Consider the following 14,148-nt stretch of genomic DNA (forward strand, 5'->3'; position numbering starts at 1 on the left):
GCGCCGCCCAGGTGGGCATTGCTGCGGCATCGGTACACCCCGCCCGATGGTGGCTGGCACGAACAGTCTGGCCGGCAGGTCTCCTGGCTGGCAGGTCGTGGTCCGCCGCTGCCTTCCCGGTCGAACCAGTGGCGCGGAGCGCAGGCGGACTCGCTGCATACAGTTGCGGGGGCAGCCACAGTGGCTCTGTGTTCCCTCTTCGGCCCCGAAGGGCACCGGCGGCTGTATTATGCCTTTTTTCGAACAGCACAACGAGGCTGGACGCTTTGATCGGCGTGGCACAGCGCACTATTTGAAGATACAGAACAAGGATGGATGCATGCCGGCGTGGCTGACCGTGGTGGGCATAGGCGATGACGGCTTCGCCGGCTTGGGGCGGGCCGCGCGGCGTGCTTTGCTGGAGGCGTCGGTGGTCTACGGCGGCGAACGGCATCTGGCGATGCTGCCCGCGCGTCTCGCCGCGCGCCGTGCGGCATGGCCGCGGCCGTTCGATCTGGCGCCTTTGCTGGCCGAGCATAGCGGCTCCGTGTGTGTGCTGGCGAGTGGTGACCCGATGCTATTCGGCGTCGGCGCGACCCTGGCGCGGCAGTTGCCGGCGGGCGAGTTGCGGGTGCTGCCCGCACCGTCGTCGCTGTCGCTGGCGGCCGCGCGGCTGGGTTGGCCGTTGCAGGATGTCGTCACGGTTTCGCTGGTGGGAAGACCGTTGCCGACCCTGAATGCTCATCTGCACGACGGCGCGCGTGTCTTCGTGCTGAGTGCCGACGGGCGCACGCCCGCGGCGCTGGCCGAACTGCTGAATGCGCGCGGCTTCGGCGCGACGCGGATGACCGTGCTGGAACATCTGGGCGGTGCGCTGGAACGGTGTATCGATGGCCGCGCGGATCAGTGGTCCGCGGGCGAAGCAGCGGCGCTGAACCTGATCGCACTCGAATGCCGGGCCACGGCAGGCGCGCCGCGTTTGCCGTTGACCTCCGGCTTGCCCGATGACGCCTTTCGCCATGATGGTCAATTGACCAAACGCGACGTGCGCGCGATCACGCTGGCGCGTCTCGCGCCGACGCCGGGCGAATTGCTGTGGGATGTGGGCGCGGGCAGCGGCTCGATCGGCATCGAATGGATGCGCGCGCACCGGACTTGCCGCGCGATCGCAATCGAAGGGCATGCGGAGCGGCAGCGGTTTATCGAACACAATCGCGATGCGTTGGGCGTGCCGGGCTTGCAACTGGTGGCCGGCCGCGCGCCGGATGCGCTGGAAGGATTGGCGGTGCCGGATGCCGTGTTCATCGGCGGCGGTGTGACGGCGCCGGGTGTGCTCGAGACGTGCTGGGCGCGTCTGCGTGACGGCGGGCGGCTGGTGGCGAATGCGGTCACTTTGCAGGGCGAGGCGGCGCTCGTGGCGTGGCGGGAACAGCATGGCGGCACGCTGACCCGCATCGCGCTTGCCGACGCACAGCCGCTCGGCGGCTTCGATACATGGCGCCAGGCGCTGCCGATCACGTTGCTGGATGTCATGAAGCCGGCCGACTCCCGGCCCCAACCGTAATGCGCGAAGAAACGCCCGAATCACCCGCGCCGCTGCGTAGCGGCTACACCACCGGCAGTTGCGCCACCGCGACGTCGCTCGCGGCCGCGCGCCTGTTGCTCGCGGGTATCGTCAGCGAGGTCGCGGAGATCGTGTTGCCGAAGGGCCAGCATGTGCCGATGCGGCTGGTGTTTTGCCGCCTCACTGCGGACGGCGCGGAAGCCGGCACAGTGAAAGACGCCGGCGATGACCCCGACGTGACCCACGGCGCGATCGTATTCGCCCGCGTGCGCCTGCGTGCCGAGCCGGGCGTGATATTCCGCGCGGGGCCGGGCGTCGGCACGGTCACGCGCGCCGGCCTCACGCTGCCGGTCGGCGAACCGGCGATCAATCCCGTACCGCGCAAGATGATGACCGAGCATCTGATCGCGCTCGCGGCCGACCATGGATACGAAGGCGGTTTCGAAGTGACGATCGGCGTCGAAGGCGGCGAGGCACTCGCCCTGAAGACGATGAACCCGCGCCTCGGCATCCTCGGCGGTCTGTCGATTCTGGGCACCACCGGGATCGTGCGGCCGTTCTCGTGCTCGGCCTATATCGCGTCCATTCATCAGGGCATCGACGTCGCGCGTGCCAACGGTTACATGCATCTCGCGGCCTGCACCGGCAACGCGAGCGAAGACGCGATGCGCGCGCATTATGGTCTGCCGGATATTGCGCTCATCGAAATGGGCGACTTCGTCGGCGCGGTGCTCAAGCATATGAAGCGCGCGCCGGTCGAGCGCTTGAGCGTGTGCGGCGGGTTCGGCAAACTCAGCAAGCTGGCAGCCGGGCACCTCGATCTGCATAGCCGCAATTCGAGCATCGATCTGGAGCGGCTCGCAGCATGGGCCGCCGGGCAGGGCGCTGACGCTGCATTGCAGGCGGCGATCCTCGCCGCCAACACGAGCCAGCAGGCCGTCGCGTTGGCGCACGCGCAACACGTGCTGCTCGGCGATATCGTCTGCCGGCATGCGCTTGCTGTCGCGCGCGATATCGTGCCGCCGCAGGTCGCGGTCGAAATGTTCGCGATCGACCGCCAGGGCAATCTGATCGGAGTCGCGCAGTGATGCGGATCCTGCTGCTCGGTGGCACCGGCGACGCGTTGCGTATCGCAAGACAGCTCGGCTCCGAACACGTGTACAGTCTCGCGGGCCTCGGCAACGTGCCGGACGATCTCTCATGTGGCGTGCGCGTGGGCGGCTTCGGCGGCGGCGAAGGCATGGCGCGCTATCTCGAAGACGAACGCATCGGCCTCGTGATCGACGCAACGCATCCATACGCCGCGCGGATTAGCGCCAATGCGGCGCACGCGAGCGGCGCCGCGCGCGTGCCATGCTGGGCACTGCGTCGCGCGGGATGGCTGCCGCAAGCGGGTGACGACTGGCGCATGGTCGACGCTTGGGCCGAACTCACGGGCGCGCTCGCTCCGTTCAAACGGCCGCTGTTCACGCTCGGCCGCGAACCGCTCGCGCATCTCGACGAAATCCCGCCGCAGCAGTTCTGGACGATACGCTGCCTTGAAGCACACGAGACCCATCCCCGTGCGCGGATTCTGGCGACACGCGGCCCATTCACGCTCGAAGGCGAGCGAGCGCTGTTCAGCGCCGAAGCGTTCGATGTCGTCGTCAGCAAAAACAGCGGCGGGAACGCCACAGAAGCGAAACTCGAGGTCGCGCGCGAACGCGGTTTGCCGATCGTCATGCGGCGGCGGCCTGAATTGCCCGCAGTCGATCGCGAGTTTGCAAACGTGGCCGACTTGCTGGAAGCATTGCAAGTGCAAGTGCAAGTGCAAGTGCAAGGCTTAGGTTAAATGGCGCATGAATGACATGCCGGCCGAACGAATCTGGAGTATTGAATGACGGTGTTTTTTATCGGCGCGGGTCCCGGCGACCCGGAACTGATCACAGTGAAAGGCCAACGCCTCGTGCGTGGCTGCCCGGTGATCCTGTACGCCGGCTCGCTGGTGCCGGCCGCTGTGTTGGAAGGGCATGGCGCGGAGCAGGTCGTGAATACCGCCGAGCTCGACCTCGATCAGATCGTCGCGTTACTCAAAGCGGCACACGACAAAGGCCAGGACGTGGCGCGCGTGCATTCCGGCGACCCGTCGTTGTATGGCGCGATCGGCGAACAGATCCGCCGACTTCGCGAACTCCGCATTCCCTACGAGATCGTGCCCGGCGTGACGGCGACCGCGGCATGCGCGGCGGCGCTCGGTTGCGAGCTCACGTTGCCCGATATTTCGCAGACGCTGATCCTCACGCGCTTCGCAAGCAAAACGACCATGCCCGCAGGCGAACAGCTCGCCGACCTCGCGAGACATCGCGCGACGATGGCCATTCACCTCGGCGTGCGCCATCTCGCGCGCATCGTCGATGAATTGCGGCCGCATTACGGCGGTGAGTGTCCGATCGCGGTGATCTATCGCGCGAGCTGGCCGGATGAGGAAAAGATCACGGGCACGCTCGACGATATCGTCGGCAAGGTGCGGTCGACCAACATCGAGCGGACCGCGCTGATTCTGGTGGGACAGGTGCTCGCCGCCGAAGGATTCGCGGAGTCGACGCTGTATGCGAAAGGCGGTTGAGTCGATTCGGCTGGGCCGCGAGCGGCCCGTAGCGAAACTCGAAGCTCAATCCTCAAGCGGCGCGAGCGCTTCAAGCGGCATCTGCTTCTCCGCCCCAATGCTGATCGCCGGCACGAGCCGCAGCAGCGCGACCAGAAAAATCGCAATCACAAAGATCGCGATGAAGGTCAGGTGCAGCGACTGGTGCAACACCATGCGGATCATGTCGCTATCGGCGAGACTCGTTACCTGATTCTGCAGCAGGGCTTTCAACTGGTCCGAGGTGACCACGGCGACACCCTTCGAGTGACCGAGCCCGAAGTTGAGCACCGCGCCGAACACCGTTGCGCCCAGCGTGCTGCCGAGATTGCGCGAAAACAGATTCGATGCGGTGGCGCTGCCGCGCTCGTCCATCTTGACGATCTCCTGGATCAGCATCAGCGAACTGACGCTCGACGTGCCCATGCCGAAGCCCATGATGAGCGAACCGAACGCCGCGACGAGCGGCGAGCCGCCGGGCTGCAGGAACAGCAGCAGCACCGCGCCGAGCGGCACGAAGGCGCTGCCGCCGATCAGGATGCGCCGCAAGCCGATGCGGTGAAATGTTTTCGCCGCGAGCGTCGCGCCCGTCGGCCAGCCCACCATCATCATCGTGAGTGCAAGACCGGCGACCACGGGCGAGCGGTGCAGCACGCCCTGAACATACATCGGCAGGAAGGTAGTGGAGCCCATCAGGATCATGCCGGACAGCACGGTCGAGGCATTGCACGCGGCAATCGGCCGGCGGCTCCACAGTGCGAACGAGATCATCGGCTCGGCCGCGCGGCGCTCCTGAAACACAAACGCCAGCAGGCACAGTATGAACGCGCCACCCGCGAGCGATGCCTTGGCGATGTCTTCGTCGCCAGCGTAAGTCAGCGCCATCATCAATGCGGCGATCGCCGCCATGAACAGCGCCGCGCCCGCGTAGTCGATCGACGGACGCGCGTGCCGCTCCGATTCGCGCAGGAACGCAATGAAGCCCGCCGCGGACGCAAGACCGATCGGCACGTTCATCCAGAAGATCCACGCCCACGAGAGGTTGTGAATGATGAAGCCGCCCACCATCGGTCCGATCACTGCCGAAATGGCCCACACGCTGGCAAGATAGCCTTGCACCTTGCCGCGTTCGCGCGCCGGATAGAGATCGGCGACGATGGTCAGCGTGACCGGCTGGATCGCACCCGCGCCGACCCCTTGAATCAGGCGGAACACGATCATGGCGGGCATCGACCAGGCGAAGCCGGCCAGCACCGAGCCGAGCAGAAAGATCGCGATGCCGGCCAGCATGACGGGCTTGCGCCCATACAGGTCGGCGAGTTTGCCGAACACCACGGTCATCGCGGTTTGCGTCAGCAGGAACGAGGAAAAGACCCAGCTATACAGATGTAGATCGCCGAGTTGCGTGACGATCTGTGGCATGGCGGTAGAAACGATGGTGGCTTCGATGGCGACCATTGCCATCGAAGCCATGACTGCGGCAATGACTAGAGGACGCGACGATTGCGGGCTGCGGGACATGGGGAGGTTAGTATTAGGATGTTGGAAGCGTCTGACGGCGTGACAGATGATATGCACGCCGCGACGCATAAGCGCGGCCGCCCGAAGGCGGCCGATCACGAGTATGCACCTTGTGGAGAATGTGCGCTGAACGACAAGCCGGTATGGCGAGGTGATGACGAAGCCGAAGCGGCTTGGCACAGCCTTTGCGCGCTCAGCGTTACTTCGACAAATGGAGGGTCATTATGAGGATCGAATTCACCGGACGCCGTGAAGTGGTGGCAGCGGCGCGCGTCGCCTTCGAAGCCAATGTCGATGGAGCAGACGTCTGGTGCAGCGTGTCGCTGGACGCGCTGAACGACCATTTCGGCAACGAGGGTCCATCGGCCCACAATCTGGTCGGTACCTTCGAGGCAAACCGCGCGCGGATTGAAAATGCTACCCGGCGGGTCCTCGAAAAAAACGGGGGGCAATCCGTGGAGCTCGAAAGCGGGGATTTCAACTGAGTTGCAAGCGGCCCAGCTCTTGACACAGGAGAACGGTCCGGCATCTGAGCGCCGGGCCCGTTCCAATAGCTTTTCCCTAGCAAACCACCTACGCTTCAAAGCGCTCGAACACTATCCAGGTGTCGTCCTGGTCGCGAACATCACGGCGGCAACGTCGCGCAATCGGGCACGCTCGCGTTCGACTGTGGGAACTCTTCATGCAGATGCATACGCTTGATCATCGTGGCTACGAGATCGTCGTGCAGCCCGAGCGGAACGAGTTGGGCGCGTGGCACGCGAAAGTGAGCGTGCGCCACACGGTGGACACGGTCGCGCAATTCCGTCCGGAGACGGTGCAGCCGGAATGGCTCACCGAGGCGGAGGCCGTGCGCGATGGCATCGAGTGGGCCACGCGGCTGATCGACCACAAGCTCGTGGCGTCGCCCAACGAGGGATGAGACCGCCGCACAGGCTGCGGTATAGTCGCGTCGGCCGATTGTAGACATGCCTTGGACTTTTGCCGTAGGCCCGGCTGGCTGAGGCTTTGATTATCCGGAGAACGTTGTGCAGGACATCATAGAAGGATTCATCCGCTTTCAACGCGAAGTCTTCCCGCAGCAAAGCGCCCTGTTCAAACGCTTGTCGACGGCGCAAAGTCCGAGCGCGTTGTTCGTGACCTGCTCGGACAGCCGTGTCGTCCCCGAATTGCTGACCCAGGTGGAACCCGGCTCGCTGTTCGTGATCCGCAACGCGGGCAACATCGTGCCGTCTTATGGCCCGGAACCGGGCGGCGTCTCGGCCACCGTCGAGTATGCGGTGGCCGTGCTGGGCGTGCGGGATATCGTGATTTGCGGTCACTCCAATTGCGGGGCGATGACGGCGATCTGCACGTGCATGAACCTCGACCATCTGCCGGCCGTGGCGGGTTGGCTCCGTCACGCAGACGCGGCGCGAGCGATCAATGCGTCGCGGACTTACCAGTCGGATGCGGAGCGTCTCGACGCTCTGGTCAAAGACAACGTGTTGGCGCAGCTCGCGAACATTCGCACGCATCCGTCGGTGGCCGTGGGCCTCGCGAAAAAAACGCTGCGGCTGCACGGCTGGATTTTCGATATCGAAAGCGGCGTGATGCTGGCACTTGACGGACGGACTGGGGAGTTTTTGCCGTTGGTGGAGAACACCGAGATTTATGCTGTTTGATGTGACGCGCGGGTGTGACGTTTGGATTTGCCGTTTGGATGTGACGCTCAGCCTGTGACCTTCGGATTTGCCGTTTGGATGTGACGCTCAGCCGGTAAAGCAGCGAAACGCCAGGCTGATACGCGGCTCGGTCATACCGGCCAGCTTGGGGATGCCGTGTTCATGCGTGAATTGCGAGGCATAGCTCATGACGATGCAACTGCCTGGCTCCAACTCCACATGCACGATCCGGCGGGAACCCGCCTTCGGCCGGATCGACATGCGGCGGCTCGCGCCGAGCGAGACGACGGCAATCGGCTGGGCCGGCAGCAGCTTTTCTGTCTTGTCGCTGTGAAGCGCGACGCTGTCGTTGCCGTCGCGATAGAGATTGAGGCCGACGCGATTGAACGGCGCGCCGAGCAGTGAGCGGATGGCTTCAAAAGCTTCGGCGAGCGGCGCAGGCAGGTCATCAGACTCGCGGGAGAAAGTGGCGAGCAGACGTGGAACGGCGACCTCGCGGTCGTACATCATGCGCTGCCGGCTCATCCAGCCGACATTTTCAAGCGCCTGGCTGAACCACTGTTGCGCCGTGAGCGCCGGAATCGACTCGGGCAAATAGCGAATCCCGCCTTGCTCGTCACTGACGAGGCGTACCGGCTCGGGGGCAAACAGGCCTTGCTGGGACATCATGATTCAAACCTGGAGGAGCGACAGCCCGGACACGAATCGCAGGGCCGTCCATATCGATCATGGTACTGTGTTTTTATACAGTATTTCGCGGCGTGCCTCAAGCTTCGACCGGACAAAACCCATGAACCGCAAACCCGTACGTGTTCTGTTAACGGCTGTCTGCATGACCACGGCGTTTTCGGCTTGTGTGCAAACAGGCAACGGGATCTCGAACGCCAATGCGCCGGCGGCAATGGCACGCGGCAAAGCCGCGCCGCAGTCGGACAGCAGTCTGGCAACGGCAGTCCGGCAAGCGCTCGATAAGGCCCCGGGCTTCAATGTGTCGGGCGTGTTCGTGCGCGCACAGGATGGCGCGGTGATCTTGAGCGGCACGGTGCACAGCGCCGACCAGATCCGGCAAGCGGAGCAGATCGCCCGAACCGTACCGGGTGTGCTTGTCGTGGTGAACAAGCTTACGCTTTGGCACGGCGGCAACGGCTGATCTCGCTTTGCGGTTAGGCGGGGAGGGTGGACGCCTGCGGGCGTCATGCTGAACTGTTGGCCGAGGCCTTTGCGTCCGACATTGCTTCGGAGTTCAAAAAATCGTCGTAGGAATGGTTGGTCGGCAAACTGGCTTTTTCGGACAACACGCCCTGCGCGAGCGGACGAATCGAACTTTCGAGTCTAAAAATAGCCAATAGCGGGCATCCGCCTTGCACTCTTATTCGTACGTGACTGTACCGGCCCGAACTCGCGGTCGTTGCGGCGGCATCGATTGATGGATTCGCTGTGAACCCTCTGATGAATTCGGGCACGTTTTGCGATTTCGCGAGGCGCGCAGGGTCACGAATTGCGAGGGAGACGTCATGGTTAGTGAATCCAGGAAGGTAGTTCTCATGGGCCTGTTTGTCGGCGCGGTTGCGATCGCGGCTTATATTTCGCAGGCGGACAAAAGCTGGTTGTCGTCGGACGAACTCGGCCTGGAACGCGACAGTGGGGCGGCTCATCAGACACGCAGCGACACCATGACCGGTTCGGTGAGTTCCGGACCGGTTGCTGGACGTAGCGGTTCGGCGGCGGCGATCGCCGGTGATCTCCGGGCGGCGCGCGATAGTTTGCAGCGCAATGATCTTGCCTCCGCCCAGGCGCAACTGGACGCGGTGCGTGCGGCACACCGGGACGACGATCAGGTTCTCGCGCTGCAACGGGAAGTGGAGGCGCGCGCGGAGTTGGTGCAGCACGCGCTAGCACCAGCGCAAGGGGAGAAGCTGACGCGGCAAGGATCGAAATTGACACGATCGTCGTTGGCGTCTTCCGGGAAAACCGGCCGCTCGCATGAAAGTTATGTCGCGAGGCACGAACACGCGAATCGTGGATCTGGTGAGGCGAAACTCCGACGTGGTACTGGAACGGCAGGAGCCGCTGTGGGCGCCGTCAGGTCTTCGCAGGGGAGAGCGGGTGGCGCCGGCGCATCTGTTGTCGCCAGCTCGTCATCTTCTGGGCTGGCGGAGGTGAAGGTCGTCTCGAAGGTCACCGGCATGGCTGCTGCGTCACAGGTGACACAGACACAGGTGACACAGACACAGGTGACACAGACACAGGTGACACAGACACAGGCGACGCAGGCAGAACAACCGGTGCAGCCAGCACGGCCGACATCAGCGCTGTCGCCAGGCTCACAAGCCGAGCTGACCGCACAAACCGAAGCGGCGCCATCATCATCGTCGCCTCAGATCGTGTCCTCCGCCGGTACGCAGCTGAAAACGGAGGGCGGCCCGAAAACACGCGCGCAGGTACGCGCGGAAATCGCCCGTGCTCGCGCCGATGGCAGCCTTCCCGCGTTTGGCAATCCGGACCCCGCTGGACCCGGCGGTGCACCGAGCCTGACTACAGCGCCGCGTCCGTGAAGCGGCGCAGACCGCCGCTCAGCGCAGCGACGTGGCAAGCCGCGCAGACCACCGGCTTAGCGCAGCCACGCGGCAAGCCGCGCAGACCACCGCCTTAGCGCAGCCACGCGGCAAGCCGCGCAGACCACCGCCTAGCGCAGCGACGCAGCAAACCGCGCAGACCGCCCGTTATCGCAACGACACAGCAAGCCGTGCAAAAGTGGGCTCATCCGTGCGATCGAACGCAAGGGGCGTAACCGACACACGTCCGGACGCCACCACGGCTGTTTCGCTATCGGGGTCATTCGCGCGCGTGCCGCGTTGAAACCGCAACCAGTGATAAGCGATACCGCGTGGATCGACTTGCGGCAGCACCTCGATATCTTCGACGAGTCCGACGCCCTGTTTGCTCGGCGTAAGCGGCCCCGCGGAGGCGGCGTCGACGTCGGGAAAATTGATGTTCAGGCAGGTAGGCGCATCGTGCCCGATCGCGAGCAACTGGCGAATCACGCCAGGCGCGAGTGCGCGCGCGGTGTCCCAGCGCACCTTGTCGCGGTCGCTGAAAGTCTGGCTCAACGCAAACGACGGCAACCCAAGCAACAGACCCGTCATCGCGGCGCCGACCGTGCCCGAGAACATCGTCTCGACCCCGAGATTGCCGCCGCGATTGATGCCGGACAGAATCAGCGTAGGCGGCGCGTCGCGCATCAGATGCCGCACACCCATCACGACGCAATCGCCCGGCGTACCCACCACGCCAAAACGCCGCTCGCCCTGGCGGCTCACGCGCAGCGGCGAATGCAGACTGATGGAATGCGATGTGCCGCTCTGATCGTGCTCAGGCGCGACCACCCAGACTTCGTGGGCAAGCTCGGCGGCAACCGCTTCGAGCACGGCGAGGCCGGGCGCGTCGATACCGTCGTCGTTGGTCAACAGTACCCGCGGCACTTTGGATTCATAGGCAGACATCGCAACACGCTCCTCTCGATAGGTAAGGGAAGTCTTATTATCCGGCTATTGAGCAGGGCGTGTAGCGAAACGGGCTGCGGCAGGGGGAACACATGGGACACGCCTTCACCAAGGCATTGAGATGCGAGTAGTGCCGCGCGCGCTGCATGCATGGAGGTCGCCGGAACACAAAACGGGACACGCGCTCATTGTGTACCATGCAAATTGCTTCGTGCGCTTCGTGCCCGCTCCGGGCGTGCTTCATGGCCGCGTCGGGACTTCCCTCCCGCTGGACTCCGTGACGAGTGTCATCGAATCCGAAGCGCCCGCTCTCTCACACCCTGTGCCGGATGAACTGACATGCAGATAGAGCCGTTTCAGATTGCTGTGCCCGACGCTGACATCGACGATCTTCGCCGGCGTATTCGTGCAACACGTTGGGCACCGGCAACGCCGTCGCCGGCCTGGCAGCAAGGCACCGATTCCGCCTGGCTGCGAGAATTCGCGCAGTACTGGGCCGATCGTTTCGATTGGCGCGAGGCTGAGCGCAGGTTGAATCTGCAACCGCAATTTGTCGCCGAAGTCGAGGGTCAGCGCGTGCACTTCGTGCATCGTCGTGGCGTGGGCCCCGCGTCTTATCCGCTGGTGATCACGCATGGCTGGCCGGGCTCGTTTTTCGAGTTCCAGGCGTTGCTCGACCGGCTATGCGACCCGGCTGCGTTCGGTTGCGATCCGGCCGATGCATTCGACGTCGTCGTTCCTTCGTTGCCCGGCTTCGCGTTCTCGCAGGCGCCCGTCGAGCCCGGTACGTCCGCGTTTCAGGTGGCGGATCTGTGGGCTTCGTTAATGCGCGGCCTTGGCTATGAGCATTTCGGCGCCCAGGGCGGCGATCTGGGCGCTGGCGTCTCCGTCGCGCTGGCGGCTCGACATCACGACGCCGTCGACGGCATTCATCTCAACTTCTTGCCGAGTTCATACGAGCCCGCAAACGGCGCCGCGCAGACCCCGCTCACGCCCGCAGAGGAAAACTATCTGCGCGAGAAGAACGAATGGGCGGCCCTCGAGGGCGGCTATGCCCACATGCACACCACAAAACCGCAGACCGTGGCGGCTTCGCTGAACGATTCGCCCGTGGGACTCGCCGCCTGGATCGGCGAGAAGTTTCGCGCGTGGAGCGACTGCGACGGCGACATCGAGCGGGTATTTTCGAAAGACGAATTGCTTACCAACATTTCGCTCTACTGGTACACGCAGAGTGCCGGCACGGCAATGCAGCTGTATTGGGAAAACCGCTTGCAGCCCATGCGCTTCACCGACGGGCAACGCATCGTGCCGCCGGTGGGGTTCGCCCGTTTTCCAAAGGAAATCCATCATCCGCCGCGCACGTGGCTCGAGCGGACCTTCAACGTCGTGCAATGGACCGACATGCCGAGCGGCGGTCATTTCGCCGCGATGGAAAAGCCTGACTTACTCGCCGCCGAGATTCGCAAGTTTTTCAGAAAGTTGCGGCGCTAGGCGACGCAACTACGCCGAGGCACACGGCGCCAATCCGATATCGGCGCCGCTGGGCTGCGCGAGTTAACGCGGAATAGGGCGCGTCGAAGCCGCTCACGGCGGCACGCTGTTTCTCGACGAAATCGGCGATCTGCCGTTCGAGAGTCAGGCGACCTGCTGCGTTTTCTGCAGGAACGCACCATCGACCGCCTGGATGGCACGGGTTCGATCGATGTCGACGTGCGCATCATCTCGGCCCCGGCGTCGACATGAGGGCCGAGATCGAAGACGGGCGTTTTCGTGCGGAGCTGTACCGCTAAAACACCCATTCTGTCGCGTACTTCCGACACGCCGAAAGCCGAATGACGGCAGCTGGGTTGCGTCACGCTGGCTTTTGGCCGAAAGGCAATGCAAGGACGTGAAGCGATAGCTCATACCTGATACCTGCGCCCCGGTTCATCCGACTCCATCGCCGCAGATCAGTACACCCGGCTCAAGCGTGACGCCATGAAGGCGCGAGCCGCATCGCGCGGATGCTGAGTGTGGGGCGCCTCGCGGCGCTGTCTGCTTGCGCTTCGCGCAGCGTGAAGAGTCAGGCGCTGATGGAGCGGCTCATGCCGAGTGCGAAGCCGCGCCGCGTGGCGGCGCAGGGTGAGCGCGCGTTCGACGTTGCACCACGAACGCGCGCGGCGCCGCTCACATTTTCACGTCGATACGCCCATAAACCCCGTTCGCTTCGTCATTAGGCCCCGCAGCAAAAAACAGCGTGTTGACCGGCTGATTATCGAGCCCGTTGCCGAACGCGATACCCCAAAGCCCCCGTTGTACGAACGTGGTTCCATTCGGCAGATTGACGGCGCCGAGGGATTGCCCGCTTGCCGGATCGAAGGCGTTGATCGTGCCGTCGCCAAAATTGCCGATCAGCACGTCGCCGCTGAAGCGGCCAAAGTTGCCCGGCGCCTGTGCGATGCCCCACGGTGCGTTCAGCGGACCGGCCGACGCGAAGTGCTGCATCAGATTGCCGGACGTATCGAATACGTCGACGAAGCCGAGCCCGGCACCGTCGAGATTGTCATGCGCGTCGGCGTCCTGTTTGGCGTAGGTCACGAAAAGTTTTGCGCCGATCGCCTGAATGCCGAACGGCGCAAAGCCGGCCGGCAGCGACGCGTCCTGAAACTTGCCGGGCATCGCGACCTTCGCGAAGTTCTTGTCGAACACGTCGATCTTGTTGTTGTGGAAGTCGGTGGCATAGAGAAAGTTCGCCGTGCCATTGCTGGCGAGTGCGAGCCCCTTATAGACCGCACCACCACTGCCGCCGTCGAACATGACGATCGCGGTCGTGGGAGCGACCGCCGGCGCCCACGCGGTGATCGTGCCACCTTCGCCGGAAAAGATAAAGGCACCCACGCCGGTCTTGCCACCCTGAGTGACCGTGAAATCCGTCGTGCCGTTGAACACGATGCCGGTCGGATTCGCCGGGCCGTTGATTCCATTCGGAATGCTGACGACCAGCGATTGCGGTACGCCGTTGCCGTCGTAGAGTGTCGCGACGGAGGTCCCGTTATCGGCAACCCAGACGAAGCCCTTTGGATTGAATGCGATGCCCCATGCGTTTTTCAGATTCACGTCGGTGTGTGGTGCGGAGACCGCGCCGTCCGAGACCAGCGTGGTCGTGGTGAACGACTGCGCAGTGATCGACCCGGACCCGCCCCCGCACGCGACGAGAGCCGTCAACGCCGCGCCACTCACGACGCCGCCCAATACTTTAAGCACAGACTTCATGACCGCACCTCTCTCTGACCGATGGTCGTTGCGGTTATT

General features: G+C 64.0%; 14 protein-coding genes, 1 pseudogene and 1 riboswitch. Of the genes and pseudogenes, 11 read left to right on the plus strand and 4 right to left on the minus strand.

Features of this window, described 5'->3' with window-relative positions:
• Positions 1–56: 56 nt before the first annotated feature.
• Positions 57–235: riboswitch (cobalamin riboswitch) on the minus strand.
• Positions 236–319: 84 nt separating this feature from the next.
• The 4 genes from cbiE to cobM are packed head-to-tail and all read left to right on the plus strand — an operon-like array spanning position 320 to position 4,148.
• Entirely contained in the window at positions 320–1,543 is a 1,224-nt protein-coding gene (gene cbiE, locus P0D84_RS28700; RefSeq protein WP_408342197.1) for a precorrin-6y C5,15-methyltransferase (decarboxylating) subunit CbiE, read from the plus strand.
• Positions 1,543–2,631, plus strand: a complete 1,089-nt coding sequence (locus P0D84_RS28705; protein ID WP_408342199.1) for a cobalt-precorrin-5B (C(1))-methyltransferase — start codon at positions 1,543–1,545, stop codon at positions 2,629–2,631. The genes cbiE and P0D84_RS28705 overlap by 1 nt, the downstream gene beginning before the upstream one ends.
• Positions 2,628–3,374 (plus strand): cobalt-precorrin-6A reductase, encoded by a 747-nt coding sequence (locus P0D84_RS28710; protein WP_408342201.1) that lies wholly within the window; start codon positions 2,628–2,630, stop codon positions 3,372–3,374. Before P0D84_RS28705 ends, P0D84_RS28710 begins: the two co-directional genes overlap by 4 nt.
• Positions 3,375–3,419: 45 nt before the next feature.
• Positions 3,420–4,148: a precorrin-4 C(11)-methyltransferase gene (gene cobM / locus P0D84_RS28715; protein WP_408342203.1), complete on the plus strand. Its 729-nt coding sequence runs from the start codon at positions 3,420–3,422 to the stop codon at positions 4,146–4,148.
• A 45-nt stretch (positions 4,149–4,193) separates the two neighbouring features.
• On the opposite strand, the gene P0D84_RS28720 is transcribed toward cobM, so the two are convergent.
• On the minus strand, positions 4,194–5,687 hold the full coding sequence (locus P0D84_RS28720; RefSeq protein WP_408342205.1) for an MDR family MFS transporter: 1,494 nt from the start codon (positions 5,685–5,687) through the stop codon (positions 4,194–4,196).
• A 224-nt stretch (positions 5,688–5,911) separates the two neighbouring features.
• Between P0D84_RS28720 and P0D84_RS28725 the strand changes: the two genes are divergently transcribed.
• The 3 genes from P0D84_RS28725 (at position 5,912) to P0D84_RS28735 (ending at position 7,351) form a co-directional block, all read left to right on the plus strand.
• Complete coding sequence (locus P0D84_RS28725; RefSeq protein WP_179741194.1) at positions 5,912–6,172, plus strand: DUF1488 family protein; 261 nt, start codon at positions 5,912–5,914, stop codon at positions 6,170–6,172.
• A 197-nt stretch (positions 6,173–6,369) separates the two neighbouring features.
• Entirely contained in the window at positions 6,370–6,609 is a 240-nt protein-coding gene (locus tag P0D84_RS28730; RefSeq protein ID WP_408342207.1) for a DUF6566 family protein, read from the plus strand.
• A gap of 106 nt (positions 6,610–6,715) precedes the next feature.
• Entirely contained in the window at positions 6,716–7,351 is a 636-nt protein-coding gene (locus P0D84_RS28735) for a carbonic anhydrase (RefSeq protein WP_408342209.1), read from the plus strand.
• Between the two features lie 87 nt (positions 7,352–7,438).
• On the opposite strand, the gene P0D84_RS28740 is transcribed toward P0D84_RS28735, so the two are convergent.
• The gene (locus P0D84_RS28740) at positions 7,439–8,020 is read right to left on the minus strand and encodes an alpha-ketoglutarate-dependent dioxygenase AlkB family protein (RefSeq protein WP_408342211.1); all 582 of its coding nucleotides are present in this window, start codon (positions 8,018–8,020) and stop codon (positions 7,439–7,441) included.
• A gap of 121 nt (positions 8,021–8,141) precedes the next feature.
• On the opposite strand from P0D84_RS28740, the gene P0D84_RS28745 reads away from it, so the two are divergent.
• On the plus strand, positions 8,142–8,501 hold the full coding sequence (locus P0D84_RS28745; protein ID WP_408342213.1) for a BON domain-containing protein: 360 nt from the start codon (positions 8,142–8,144) through the stop codon (positions 8,499–8,501).
• A 364-nt stretch (positions 8,502–8,865) separates the two neighbouring features.
• A complete protein-coding gene (locus P0D84_RS28750; protein ID WP_408342215.1) occupies positions 8,866–9,906 on the plus strand; it encodes a DUF4148 domain-containing protein in 1,041 nt (346 codons plus the stop codon).
• 168 nt (positions 9,907–10,074) lie between these two features.
• Here the strand turns inward: P0D84_RS28750 and surE are convergent, their stop codons facing one another.
• Entirely contained in the window at positions 10,075–10,854 is a 780-nt protein-coding gene (gene surE / locus P0D84_RS28755) for a 5'/3'-nucleotidase SurE (RefSeq protein WP_408342217.1), read from the minus strand.
• A gap of 339 nt (positions 10,855–11,193) precedes the next feature.
• Here surE and P0D84_RS28760 point away from each other — a divergent pair, with 339 nt between their 5' ends.
• Together P0D84_RS28760 and P0D84_RS28765 are read left to right on the plus strand one after the other, a co-directional pair.
• Positions 11,194–12,348 (plus strand): epoxide hydrolase family protein, encoded by a 1,155-nt coding sequence (locus P0D84_RS28760; protein ID WP_408342219.1) that lies wholly within the window; start codon positions 11,194–11,196, stop codon positions 12,346–12,348.
• A 67-nt stretch (positions 12,349–12,415) separates the two neighbouring features.
• A pseudogene (locus P0D84_RS28765) lies at positions 12,416–12,641 on the plus strand (sigma 54-interacting transcriptional regulator); the annotation flags it as partial.
• A 382-nt stretch (positions 12,642–13,023) separates the two neighbouring features.
• On the opposite strand, the gene P0D84_RS28770 reads toward P0D84_RS28765, so the two are convergent.
• Positions 13,024–14,109 (minus strand): TIGR03118 family protein, encoded by a 1,086-nt coding sequence (locus P0D84_RS28770; protein WP_408342221.1) that lies wholly within the window; start codon positions 14,107–14,109, stop codon positions 13,024–13,026.
• Positions 14,110–14,148 lie beyond the last annotated feature (39 nt).

The sequence above is a fragment of the Paraburkholderia sp. RL17-337-BIB-A genome, from assembly GCF_046025895.1.
In the GTDB taxonomy this organism is placed as follows: domain Bacteria; phylum Pseudomonadota; class Gammaproteobacteria; order Burkholderiales; family Burkholderiaceae; genus Paraburkholderia; species Paraburkholderia fungorum_C.

Excerpts from the sequence above, each read along its gene's own strand:
- P0D84_RS28760 (WP_408342219.1), top strand. The coding sequence starts at position 11,194 with ATGCAGATAGAGCCGTTTCAGATTGCTGTGCCCGACGCTGACATCGAC.
- P0D84_RS28725 (WP_179741194.1), top strand. The coding sequence starts at position 5,912 with ATGAGGATCGAATTCACCGGACGCCGTGAAGTGGTGGCAGCGGCGCGC.
- P0D84_RS28720 (WP_408342205.1), bottom strand. The coding sequence starts at position 5,687 with ATGTCCCGCAGCCCGCAATCGTCGCGTCCTCTAGTCATTGCCGCAGTC.
- cobM (WP_408342203.1), top strand. The coding sequence starts at position 3,420 with ATGACGGTGTTTTTTATCGGCGCGGGTCCCGGCGACCCGGAACTGATC.
- P0D84_RS28750 (WP_408342215.1), top strand. The coding sequence starts at position 8,866 with ATGGTTAGTGAATCCAGGAAGGTAGTTCTCATGGGCCTGTTTGTCGGC.
- P0D84_RS28770 (WP_408342221.1), bottom strand. The coding sequence starts at position 14,109 with ATGAAGTCTGTGCTTAAAGTATTGGGCGGCGTCGTGAGTGGCGCGGCG.
- surE (WP_408342217.1), bottom strand. The coding sequence starts at position 10,854 with ATGTCTGCCTATGAATCCAAAGTGCCGCGGGTACTGTTGACCAACGAC.
- cbiE (WP_408342197.1), top strand. The coding sequence starts at position 320 with ATGCCGGCGTGGCTGACCGTGGTGGGCATAGGCGATGACGGCTTCGCC.
- P0D84_RS28730 (WP_408342207.1), top strand. The coding sequence starts at position 6,370 with ATGCAGATGCATACGCTTGATCATCGTGGCTACGAGATCGTCGTGCAG.
- P0D84_RS28745 (WP_408342213.1), top strand. The coding sequence starts at position 8,142 with ATGAACCGCAAACCCGTACGTGTTCTGTTAACGGCTGTCTGCATGACC.
- P0D84_RS28740 (WP_408342211.1), bottom strand. The coding sequence starts at position 8,020 with ATGATGTCCCAGCAAGGCCTGTTTGCCCCCGAGCCGGTACGCCTCGTC.
- P0D84_RS28705 (WP_408342199.1), top strand. The coding sequence starts at position 1,543 with ATGCGCGAAGAAACGCCCGAATCACCCGCGCCGCTGCGTAGCGGCTAC.